Source organism: Croceivirga lutea, assembly GCF_014235875.1.
Taxonomy (GTDB): Bacteria; Bacteroidota; Bacteroidia; order Flavobacteriales; family Flavobacteriaceae; genus Croceivirga; species Croceivirga lutea.
Genome location: NZ_JACJUK010000001.1, coordinates 736,598 through 748,269, shown reverse-complemented (window position 1 = coordinate 748,269; position 11,672 = coordinate 736,598). Strand labels below are relative to the sequence as shown.

Genomic DNA, 11,672 nt, shown 5'->3' with positions numbered 1-11,672 from the left:
TTATGAAACCACCCTTATTTGTCTTACTACTCACGATTTTAATTGTGAGTTGTAAAGAAAGTAAACAACATGATACAACTATCGAAACTCAAAAAAAGGTCGTTGTTGACAACAATAATGAAAAAGAGGAAGTGTTGAAAATTATGAAGTCTTATAAAGATGCCATTCAAAACTTAACAACCGAAGGCACTTTTCAACTCTTTACGCAAGATGCCACAGTTTTTGAGCAAGGTAAAGTAGAAGGAACTTATAAAGATTATATAGATGGTCATTTAGGTCCAGAACTTGGGCATTTTAAAAGTTTTACATTTTCAGATTATGAGATTGATGTAAATGTAAGTTTACCCTATGCATATACAACTGAAAATTATTTGTATACAATAGTTTTAAAGGCAGATGGAGCTAAAGGAACAAAAGAACGAACCATTGAAAGTAAAGGCGTAGCAACTTCAATTTTAAAAAAAATAGATGGAGATTGGAAGATTATTCATTCACATACTTCATTTAAAAAATTGAATTAAAAAGAGATGAATCAGATTCTTCATATAAAAAATATGGTCTGTAATCGCTGTAAAATGACGATTATAAATCTGTTGGATGATGAAGGCTATGAATTGGAATCTATACAATTGGGTAAAATTGTTGTTAAAGAACAGTCTAGTAATGATTATGCTCAGCTAGAAACACAGTTGAATGCTTTAGGATTTGAAGTAATTAAGGATTCTACAAAGGCATTGGTTGAAAAAATAAAAATTAATCTTATTCAACATATTGAAAAAAATGATACAGATGAAATTCTTGGTAAACTTGAGAATGAAATAGGCAAAAGTTATTCTACATTGAGTAAAACGTTTAGTAAATCAGAAGGGATAACACTTGAAAAGTATTTTATCAACTTGAAAATAGAAAAAGCTAAAGAGTATATTCAATTGTGGCAGCTTAATTTTTCAGAAATAGCCTATAGCCTTAACTATAAAAACAGTAGTCATTTATCGAAACAGTTTAAACAAGTTACTGGAATGTCAATGACAGACTATAAAAATTTACAATATGGAGACAGAAAATCCTTGGATGAAATTGTATAAAAATTAGCCAGAATTAGAATAATATCACAAGGTAAGCCCTTGTATTTTAGCCTAATAAATCTAAAACTAAAAAAATGAAACACACATATCACATACACGGAATGACCTGTAATGGTTGTCGTAGTAACGTTGAGGAAACACTCTCTAAAGTAGAAGGTGTTTTAAAAGCAACAGTTGATTTAGATAAGGCAGAAGCAACCATCGAAATGGAATCTCATATTCCTATTAAAACTTTTCAAGAAGCATTAAAAAAGGATGGTGACAGATACAGTATTCATAAACAAGGTGAACAGCATCACCATTCCGAAATTAAAAAGAAAGAACAACCCAAAGGCAAAGGTACAGGCACATTTTATTGTCCTATGCATTGCGAAGGCGATAAAACCTATAACAAACCTGGTGATTGTCCTGTTTGCGGAATGGATTTGGTGGAAGAACAAAATCTATCCACATCAACAGCAGAACAATGGACTTGTCCTATGCACCCAGAAATCATTAAAGACGAAGCAGGTTCGTGTCCAATTTGTGGGATGGATTTAGTACCGATGGAACCCGACCTGTCCGCAGAGGAAAAGACCTATAAAACACTACGCAAAAAATTCTGGATTGCAGTCGTATTTACATTGCCCATTTTCATAATTGCAATGTCTGAAATGCTGACCAACAATCCCTTATACGATATTCTGGAACAGGATTATTGGAACTGGATTCAGTTCGTGCTTTCCATTCCAGTAGTGTTTTATGCTACTTGGGTGTTTTTTGAACGTGCCTACCGCAGTATAAAAACCTGGAACCTCAATATGTTTACGCTCATAGGCATTGGTGCTGGTGTCGCATGGTTATTCAGCGTAATAGGTATGCTCGCACCCGATTTTTTCCCAAACCAGTTTAAGACCGAAGCAGGTGCTGTCCACGTCTATTTTGAAGCAGCAACGGTAATTCTAACCTTAGTGCTTTTAGGTCAATTATTAGAAGCTCGTGCGCATAGTAAAACCAATTCGGCAGTGAAAGAACTGTTGAAATTAGCACCCAATAAAGCCATAAAAATTGTAGATGGTGAAGAAGTTGAAGTCAGTATTGACGAAATAGAACTTAATGATATTCTAAAAGTGAAACCGGGTGATAAGATTCCTGTAGATGGTGTCATCACGGAAGGCAATACCAGTATTGACGAATCGATGATTACAGGGGAACCTATTCCTGTAAATAAAGCTGAAGATGATAACGTAAGTAGCGGAACAATCAATGGGAATCAATCCTTTTTAATGAAAGCTGAAAAGGTGGGTAGTGACACTTTGCTATCTCAAATCATTCATATGGTGAATGATGCCAGTAGAAGTCGTGCACCAATTCAAAATTTAGCAGATAAAGTTTCGGGTTACTTCGTGCCAGTCGTAGTAATCATATCGGTAATCACATTTATTGTATGGGCAATTTGGGGACCAGAACCTGCTTACGTCTATGCGTTGGTCAATGCAATTGCAGTCCTAATTATAGCCTGTCCTTGTGCTTTAGGTTTAGCAACACCAATGTCTGTAATGGTTGGTGTGGGTAAAGGTGCTCAAAATGGTGTATTGATTAAAAATGCAGAAGCACTTGAAAAAATGGATAAAGTAGATACGCTTATCGTTGATAAAACAGGAACAATTACGGAAGGAAAACCAACGGTAGAAACCGTTGGTGCTTTTAATGGTGTTTTAAGCGAAAAAGAAGTGCTACAGTATATTGTTTCATTAAATACGAATAGCGAACATCCTTTGGCAGAAGCAACGGTTAAATACGGAAAGGAGCACAATGCCGAAATTCTAAAGTCTGAAGATTTTAGTGCTGTTACGGGAAAAGGTGTTGAAGCTAAAATAGAAGATAAAAATGTTGCATTGGGGAATTCCAAAATGATGGAATATGCTAATGCAAGCATTACATCTAAAATGAAAGATGAAGCCAAAACTTTCCAAAAACAAGGTAAAACAGTTTCTTATTTAGCGATAGATAAAACCGTTGTAGGCTACGTGGTCATTGGCGATAAGATAAAAGAAACAAGTGCCAAAGCTATTAAAGCACTTCAAGATAAAGGCATTGATGTAATAATGCTTACAGGCGATAATCACGATACCGCACAAGCAGTAGCATCAGAATTGAATCTGGCAGACTTTAAAGCCAGTATGTTACCAGAGGACAAACTCAAAGAAGTTGAAAAATTACAAGAAAACGGAAAAGTAGTTGCTATGGCGGGTGATGGTATTAACGATGCACCAGCATTGGCTAAAAGTGATGTGGGTATTGCTATGGGAACAGGAACAGATGTAGCAATTGAAAGTGCTATGATTACACTGGTAAAAGGTGATTTACACGGCATTGTAAAAGCAAGAAATTTAAGTGATTCAGTAATGAAAAACATCAAGCAAAACTTGTTTTTCGCACTTATCTACAACACATTAGGCGTACCTATTGCAGCAGGTGTTTTGTTTCCATTTTTTGGAATATTACTCTCGCCAATGATAGCAGCTTTAGCAATGAGTTTTAGCTCTGTTTCGGTAATAGCAAACGCATTACGATTAAGAACAATTAAAGTATAACACAAAAAACAAACTAATGAAAAATCTAACCCTATTACTTGTAACAATGCTTACTATAGTCAGTTGCAAAAACGAAAAATCAAGTTCGGAAGAGCAAAATCACAATCATAACAACGCAACTGAAAAAATAGAAGAGCCAAAGAAAAAATCGTTAAGTCCACATACCGAAACAATGGCAATGATTGGTGATGCTCATATTCATATTGATTATTCATCACCAGGGGTAAGGGGTAGAATCATCTTTGGTGGTTTGGTTGGTTATGACCAAGTATGGCAGGCTGGAGCGCATATGGCTACTTGGATGGAAACGAATAAAGATTTAATCATAAATGGAGAAACGCTTCCTAAAGGGAAATATGGTTTTTTTACAATTCCATCAAAAGGGGACTGGACTGTGATGATTAATAAAAACTGGGAGCAACACGGTAAAGATGAGTATGACGAAAAAGACGATGTTATTCGATTCAAAATCACACCAACATTATCAGAGGAAATCGCAGAACATTTAGAATATAAGGTCAACAAAATAGATGATAAAAGAGGAACTATTTCGATGGCTTGGGAAAAAGTTAAACTCGAGTTTCCTTTTGCAATTAAAAATTAGAAAATGGTAAACAGGCATACAGCTTTAAAAATTAGAAAAACCCACAGGTATTTGGGTCTCTTTTTAGGGATTCAATTCCTGTTTTGGACCATTAGTGGTTTATACTTCAGTTGGACAGACATCGATGAAATACACGGAGACCAATTTAAAAACTTGGAGTATCAACCTAAAGCCTTTAGTAATTTAATAAGTCCTTCAGAGATGGATGTTCCAAATGGTATAAAGACTATTGAATTAAGAGATATTGATAATGCACCGTACTATTGGATAAATAAAGAGCAATTGTACAATGCTTTAGATGGAATGCCAAAAAATAGTATTACGCAGGATGAGGCACTCTATATTGCCAAAAACCATATGAAGAGTGGTTTAGAGGTAGAATCTGTTGAGCAAATTACTGAAACTGGAAAACACCACGAGTATCGAGAAAAACTACTACCTGCTTATGTTATCTCATATAAAACAGATGAAGCACTAAAAGCATACGTTTCTGTAAGCGACGGAAAATTTCAAACCGTAAGACATCGTTCTTGGCGTTGGTTTGATTTTTTATGGATGACACATACTATGGACTATGAAGGCAGAGACAATTTTAATACCCTTGTTTTGAGAGCATTTTCACTATTAGGGTTAATAACCGTATTAAGCGGTTTCTTATTGTGGTTTACCTCTTCACCTTCAATTAGAAAAATATTTAAAAACAGAAAAAGTAAAGTTTAACTATAAAACCAAAGATTATGAATTCAAATGAACACACTAATAACGACAAAGGAATGAGCAATTACACAAAGTTCTTTTTAATGCTAGGGTCATCATTTATAGCAATGTACATTACTATGTATCTCAATACCTATGAATTTGACCATGTCTGGTTTAGCTTAACCAGATTTTATATGGTTTGTCTGGGTATTTCGACTATGGCATTAATCATGTTTTTCTTTATGAAAAATATGTATAATGATAAAAAGAAAAATATAGGCATTGTAATAGGTAGCATTGTGCTCTTTCTTGGCGCATTGGGACTGGTACGAGACCAAAAATCAACTGTTGGCGATATCCTTTGGATGAAAGGAATGATACCACATCATTCTATTGCTATTTTAACAAGTGAACGCGCAGATATTAAAGATCCGGAAGTTAAAAAATTGGCAGAGGACATTATAAAAGCTCAAAAGAAGGAAATAGAAGAAATGAAAGCAATGATAAAACGATTAGAGAATGAAAAATAATAAAATAGTCATATACGCAGGTTTACTGGTAGTAGGCGTGGTATTGGGGTGGTTGCTTTTTGGTGGCTCATCAAATAAAGAAACAGACCATAATCACAATGCGGTTGCAGAAACCAATCAAATGTGGACGTGTTCTATGCATCCACAAATTATGAAACCAGAACCGGGTGACTGTCCTATTTGTGGAATGGACTTGATTCCTGCTGAAGTCGATACTGGAGGTCTTTCGCCTGAACAATTCTCAATGACGGATAATGCGCTTGCCTTGGCGAATGTACAGACCATTGTGGTCGGCACTAAATCCGCAGGTGACGACAATTCCATTTCCCTATCGGGTAAAATTGCAGTAAACGAAGAAGCTGTTGCCGTACAGGCCAGTTATTTTGACGGAAGGATTGAGCGATTGAACGTTAATTATGAAGGGCAAGAAGTTCGAAAAGGACAATTACTGGGAACTATCTATTCTCCTGAACTGGTAGCGGCACAGCAAGAACTATTGACCACGGTATCTTTAAAGCAGTCGCAACCGCAATTGTACCAAGCTGTCCGTAATAAATTGAAGCTCTGGAAATTATCGGAAAATCAAATCAACGCCATAGAAAGCTCCACTAAGGTAACGGAATACTTTCCTGTTTATGCAACGGTTTCCGGTACGGTTTCCGAGGTCATGAGCGCGGAAGGTGATTATGTAAAGAAAGGGCAGCCTATTGTAAAGGTGAGTAATCTGAATACGGTTTGGGCTGAGTTTGATGCCTATGAAACTCAGTTGTCGCAATTAAAAAAAGGTCAAAGAATGAGTATAACCACCAATGCTTATCCAAATAAAACGTTTAATGGTACAATTTCGTTTGTGGACCCTGTACTTAACAATACCACTAGAACCATAACAGTACGTGCAACACTTGCAAATCAAAATGAACAGTTCAAGCCGGGGATGTTCGTAACTGGGAAGATTCAGAACGATAAAAATTTTAGTGATGAATCGAAACTGTGGGTCCCTTCCTCAGCTGTGATGTGGACAGGAGAACGTTCTTTGGTCTATATAAAAGTAAAACCAGATGAGCCGGTCTTTAAAATGAGGGAGGTAATGTTAGGGGTAAGAAATGGAGAACAATTGGAAGTTATTTCTGGCCTTAATTCAGGCGAAGAAATTGTCGCAAATGGAACTTTTTCAGTTGATGCTGCTGCCCAATTACAGGGCAAAAAAAGTATGATGAACAAAACGGGCGGAAAGACAATGACAGGTCATGAAGGCCATATCGGAATGCAGGAAAACAACGTTTCAGATAATTCAAGTGCAATATTGAAAATGGAATTTTCAGATTCATTTCAAGAACAATTCGAAATGGGTTTATCTGCTTACCTTAAGTTGAAGGAAGCTCTGGTTGCCAGTGATACCAAACAAACTTCCATGGAAGCAAAAGCGATGACTGAAGTATTGCAGAAAATGGACAATTCTAAACTAGGAAATATGGAAAAGGCCCATTTGAGCAAAATAATTGAAATGCTAGAGGCAATTGCCGAAAATCAGGATATAGAAAATCAACGAACCCATTTCGTAATCCTAAACGAAAATATGGTGGCTATCACAAGCAATTTAAATTCTTTGGACAAGATCCTTTATATACAGCAATGTCCTATGGCTAACAGTAATAAAGGGGCGGTTTGGTTAAGTGCAGAGGAAGAAATTAGGAACCCCTATTATGGGGATGCCATGTTGACCTGTGGAAGTGTGATTGATTCCATTAAATAACTCTTGGTTCAATCCAGCTTCAAAGAGTGGTTTTTAAAAATCAAGTTCAGGTATCATATTGGCAGCCTCTTTCATTTTCTTATCTATAATCTTGGTGTAGATCTCAGTAGTTCGAATTTCTCGATGTCCTAATCTTTTAGATACCGTATAAATATCTGCTCCGTTTTCAAGAAGTAATACGGCATTAGTATGCCTCGCACTGTGGAAAGTTATGTGTTTAGTAATTCCGGCCTTCATACACCACCTAAGGATTTCAGTATTATAAACAGCACCATATTTTAGTCCTTTAAAAACCCTTTCATTTTTAAGGGTTCTTTTTCCTAATAAGTTTCTAGCCTGCTTGGAAATATAAAGGTATTCAAGTCCATCAGTTTTTTTCTGCCTAAAAATAACCCTCGAGGTTCCATCTTCATCCCGGACTTCTGCCCAGGTCAATTTATTTATTTCGCTCCAGCGCAATCCAGTAAGACAGCTAAAAATAAAGGCGTTCTTTAAGATGGGGTATTTACACTCGGTTTGTGTTAGAGCTTGCAATTCAGAATAGGTCAAATATTCCCTTTGTGATTCTGCCTGTTCAAAACCTTTGACCGACTTGATAACATTGATGTCTATGTAATTCTCATTATAGGCTTCCCTAAGTGCAGCTTTCAGTTTATTGAAGTAGGTGTATTTGGAATTTTGTGATAGGGGAGTATTACTCTTGGTTCTGGCCTTAGAATCTAGGTATCGTCTGAATCCCTTAACGAAATCTGTATCAATATCCTTTAATTGAATATGTGCAGGAGCATATTTTTTTAAGTGTTTAAAAGCGGCGTCCCAATTACCATAATTTCCTTTTGATTCATAACGTTCTTCTTGAAGCGTTTTATAAAAATCCAAAAGCGGTATATTCCCTTTTTTGTTGTCCTTTAGTTTATACTTACCCTGATAGAATTCTGATTTGCGTATGGAAAGGATTTTCTCGGCCAGTTCATAAATCTCTTTGTTCTTTCTTTTTTCATCTGGTGTTGATGGATTTTCTAAAGGGTACATCTTTAAATACTCAAAATCCCTATTGTACTTGTTGATTCCATTTTTATCAATAAAGTGGCCTTTATAGTATTCTATAAAGAGACTCAACTTTCCATTTTTAATCTTTTTACTTTTTAGACTTATTTTCATTTCGAGGTGAAATTTTTTTCACCTCGAGGGTAAAAAATAGTGTCGAGGTGAAAATTAGGTGAAATAAATGTATGAAAATAGGTTATCAAAAGAAACCAAGAAAAGAAATAGTTTTCAACAACTTATTGATAATCAATTAAATGAAAATAAATGAATTCAAATGAAATTAAAAAATTAACTTATTTATTTCCCAATACAAAAGTTTGAAAATATATTACCTAAAAGGTCATCAGTTGTGACATTTCCGGTGATTTCACCTAGGTGATAAAGCGCTTGCCTTATATCAATAGCAAGTAAATCACTACTTAAATCTTCATCTAAACCTTCTTTAACCTTTTCAATTTCTTCTAAAGCAGATTGCAAGGCTCCAAAATGCCTACTATTAGTCACAATAGTATTGCCATCATTAATATTGGTAGCAACAGATTTATTTAACAACGCTTTTTTTAATTCTTCTATACCATGACCTGTTTTTGCGGAAATCTGTAAGATATTGTTATGTTCTGCAACAATTTTTGAGGACTCTTTATCTATCTTATTTAAGACAAATAACAACTCCTTTTTAGAGAATTTCTCCTCTAATTCTTTAAAAGGTATATTCTCGATATTTTCTGCATCAAACATATATATAATTAATGATGCTTCTTCAATTTTCTTGAAGGTACGCTCTATGCCTATTTTTTCAATTGTATCTTCAGTTTCTCTAATACCTGCGGTATCGATAAATCTAAAGGCAATACCATTAATTACAATTTGGTCTTCAACGGTATCTCTTGTTGTTCCTGGAATATCACTAACAATAGCTCTTTCTTCATTAAGCAAAATATTTAGTAACGTAGATTTACCAACATTGGGTTCACCAACTATAGCTACAGGTATACCATTTTTAATTACATTACCAAAGGCAAAAGAATCAATTAAATTTTTTAAAACTTCTGTAATTCTGTTGAGTAATTCATAAAATTGTTTTCTATCTGCAAATTCAACATCTTCTTGAGAGAAATCTAATTCTAACTCTATAAGCGATGCAAAATTGAGTAATTCTTCACGCAATGAATTTATCTGATTACTAAATCCACCACGCATTTGTTGAATAGCAATTTTATGAGCGGCCTCGTTTTCACTAGCTATCAAATCAGCAACTGCTTCGGCCTGACTTAAATCCATTTTTCCGTTTAAAAAAGCTCTCAAAGTAAACTCCCCAGATGTTGCCATTCTACACCCGTTTTTTAAAAATAATTGAAGAATACGCTGTTGAATATACTGCGAACCGTGGCAAGAAATTTCCACAACATTTTCACCCGTGTATGAGTTTGGATTTTTGAATATTGACACTAAAACTTTGTCAATTATTGTATTGTCATCTACTATATGACCTAAATGTATGGTGTGCGATTTTTGTTGCTCTAAATTCTTTCCAGAAATGGACTTAAATTGTTTACTTACCAAAGAAATAGCGTTCTCTCCAGATATTCTAATAACTGCAATTGCGCCGGTTCCTGAAGGTGTAGCTAATGCAATAATGGTTTCGTCATTCATCATGCTGCAAAAATACAAATTACCGAAGCTGTAACAATTTGCATAAAGTTGCGACGTATTAGGTACATCATTCAAAAAAATAAAATCATGGAATTAGTAAATCAAAAAGTTTTACGTAAGGATAGTTCTTTACTGGCGATTACCCATTTAACACAATTATTATACTATGTTACCGGCTTTGGAGGATTTTGGGTGCCATTTGTTATTTGGTTAACCTCTAGAAATTCAGTAGAAGGTATGAACGAACATGGTAAAGCAATCGTAAATTTTCAATTGAGCATGTTACTTTATATTATTTTGAGTATTCCGGCAATTCTTTTATTAGGCTTAGGAATACTAACGCTGATAGGTGTTGGTATTTTGGGTTTTATTATGCCAATCGTAAATGCTGTTAAAGCGGCTAACGGTGAGTCACCAAGTTATTTTTTAACTATACGATTTATATAAAAAAAGCCAGTTCAAAAGAACTGGCTTTTTTAATTCAATACTGATATTTTAGTTGTTAAGCATTACAGGCATTACTAACATCGTAACTTTTTCACCTTCATCTAACCCATCTGTTGGTGTTAAAATTCCAGCTCTATTTGGTAAACTCATTTCTAAAGAAACATCATCAGAAGAAAGGTTACCTAACATTTCTAGTAAAAAACGAGAGTTAAAGCCAATTTGCATATCATCACCTTGATAATCACAAGTAAGTCTTTCCTCAGCTTTGTTGCTGTAATCAACGTCTTCGGCAGAAATGTTCAATTCTGCACCAGCTATTTTTAAACGTATTTGATGGGTTGTTTTATTTGAAAAAATTGAAACTCTACGTACAGAGCTTAAAAATTGATTTCTTGCAATTGTTAGCTTATTTGGATTTTCTTTCGGAATTACAGCTTCGTAATTAGGATATTTACCATCAATTAAACGGCAAATTAATTCTGTATTATCAAACGTAAATTTGGCATTACTTTCATTGTATTCTATGGTAACGTCTGATTCTGATCCAGCCAAAATTCCCTTTAACAAGTTTAAAGGTTTCTTAGGCATTATAAATTCTGCTACTTCAGAAGCTTTTAAATCTTCACGCTCGTATTTTACAAGCTTATGTGCGTCTGTTGAAACAAACGTTAGTTTTTCTGGTGAAAATTGAAAGAATACTCCGCTCATTACGGGCCTTAAATCATCATTACCAGCAGCAAAAATTGTTTTAGAAATTGCAGTTGCTAAAACATCACCCAAGATAACCGTAGAACTAGGATTGGCTAATTCAACTGCTTTCGGAAACTCATTACCATCCGCATAGGCTAAGGCATATTTACCATGGTTAGAGCTTATTTCAATAGTGTTATTATCTTCAACCGTAAATGTTAAAGGTTGTTCAGGAAATGTTTTTAAAGTATCTAATAATAATTTTGCAGGAACTGCGATTAGTCCCTCAGCATCTGATTCTACTTCCAATTCAGAACTCATAGTACTTTCTAAGTCTGAAGCAGATACCGTTAATTTGGTCTTTTGTAAATCAAAAAGGAAATTATCTAAGATAGGCAGCGTATTGCTGCTATTTATAACCCCTCCTAATACCTGAAGGTTTTTCAACAAATACGTGCTTGATACGATAAATCTCATTCAACTAAATTTTAGCTTACTATTTTGCTTTATAAAGATAAGTGTAAACTACGCCAAGGCAAAACAGTTAAACACAAAGATATTTTAAATGCGCTTGCTTAGAAAACTTAT

At 34.9% G+C, this 11,672-nt stretch carries 11 protein-coding genes; 8 read left to right on the top strand and 3 right to left on the bottom strand.

Annotation, left to right across the window (positions count from 1 at the left end):
* Nucleotides 1–2 precede the first annotated feature (2 nt).
* From H5V42_RS03515 to H5V42_RS03485, 7 genes are all read left to right on the top strand, one after another.
* Nucleotides 3–521 carry a YybH family protein gene (locus tag H5V42_RS03515; protein ID WP_185781733.1) on the top strand — a complete coding sequence of 173 codons (519 nt, stop codon included), beginning with the start codon at nucleotides 3–5 and terminating at the stop codon, nucleotides 519–521.
* A 6-nt stretch (nucleotides 522–527) separates the two neighbouring features.
* Nucleotides 528–1,085, top strand: coding sequence for a helix-turn-helix domain-containing protein (locus H5V42_RS03510; protein ID WP_185781732.1), 558 nt, complete (start codon nucleotides 528–530; stop codon nucleotides 1,083–1,085).
* Nucleotides 1,086–1,159: 74 nt separating this feature from the next.
* The gene (locus H5V42_RS03505) at nucleotides 1,160–3,661 is read left to right on the top strand and encodes a heavy metal translocating P-type ATPase (RefSeq protein ID WP_185781731.1); all 2,502 of its coding nucleotides are present in this window, start codon (nucleotides 1,160–1,162) and stop codon (nucleotides 3,659–3,661) included.
* A gap of 46 nt (nucleotides 3,662–3,707) precedes the next feature.
* On the top strand, nucleotides 3,708–4,265 hold the full coding sequence (locus H5V42_RS03500; RefSeq protein WP_241731820.1) for a DUF2911 domain-containing protein: 558 nt from the start codon (nucleotides 3,708–3,710) through the stop codon (nucleotides 4,263–4,265).
* A 3-nt stretch (nucleotides 4,266–4,268) separates the two neighbouring features.
* Nucleotides 4,269–4,985 carry a PepSY domain-containing protein gene (locus H5V42_RS03495; protein WP_185781729.1) on the top strand — a complete coding sequence of 239 codons (717 nt, stop codon included), beginning with the start codon at nucleotides 4,269–4,271 and terminating at the stop codon, nucleotides 4,983–4,985.
* Nucleotides 4,986–5,002: 17 nt separating this feature from the next.
* Nucleotides 5,003–5,494, top strand: a complete 492-nt coding sequence (locus tag H5V42_RS03490; RefSeq protein WP_185781728.1) for a DUF305 domain-containing protein — start codon at nucleotides 5,003–5,005, stop codon at nucleotides 5,492–5,494.
* The gene (locus H5V42_RS03485) at nucleotides 5,484–7,247 is read left to right on the top strand and encodes an efflux RND transporter periplasmic adaptor subunit (RefSeq protein WP_185781727.1); all 1,764 of its coding nucleotides are present in this window, start codon (nucleotides 5,484–5,486) and stop codon (nucleotides 7,245–7,247) included. The genes H5V42_RS03490 and H5V42_RS03485 overlap by 11 nt, the downstream gene beginning before the upstream one ends.
* A 33-nt stretch (nucleotides 7,248–7,280) precedes the next feature.
* Here the strand turns inward: H5V42_RS03485 and H5V42_RS03480 are convergent, their stop codons facing one another.
* Both H5V42_RS03480 and mnmE read right to left on the bottom strand, forming a co-directional pair.
* Complete coding sequence (locus H5V42_RS03480) at nucleotides 7,281–8,408, bottom strand: tyrosine-type recombinase/integrase (protein ID WP_185781726.1); 1,128 nt, start codon at nucleotides 8,406–8,408, stop codon at nucleotides 7,281–7,283.
* A gap of 183 nt (nucleotides 8,409–8,591) precedes the next feature.
* Nucleotides 8,592–9,950: a tRNA uridine-5-carboxymethylaminomethyl(34) synthesis GTPase MnmE gene (gene mnmE, locus H5V42_RS03475; RefSeq protein WP_185781725.1), complete on the bottom strand. Its 1,359-nt coding sequence runs from the start codon at nucleotides 9,948–9,950 to the stop codon at nucleotides 8,592–8,594.
* A gap of 84 nt (nucleotides 9,951–10,034) precedes the next feature.
* Between mnmE and H5V42_RS03470 the strand changes: the two genes are divergently transcribed.
* Nucleotides 10,035–10,394, top strand: a complete 360-nt coding sequence (locus tag H5V42_RS03470; protein ID WP_185781724.1) for a DUF4870 domain-containing protein — start codon at nucleotides 10,035–10,037, stop codon at nucleotides 10,392–10,394.
* A gap of 48 nt (nucleotides 10,395–10,442) precedes the next feature.
* On the opposite strand, the gene dnaN is transcribed toward H5V42_RS03470, so the two are convergent.
* Nucleotides 10,443–11,561 (bottom strand): DNA polymerase III subunit beta, encoded by a 1,119-nt coding sequence (dnaN, locus tag H5V42_RS03465; RefSeq protein WP_185781723.1) that lies wholly within the window; start codon nucleotides 11,559–11,561, stop codon nucleotides 10,443–10,445.
* Between the last annotated feature and the right edge of the window lie 111 nt (nucleotides 11,562–11,672).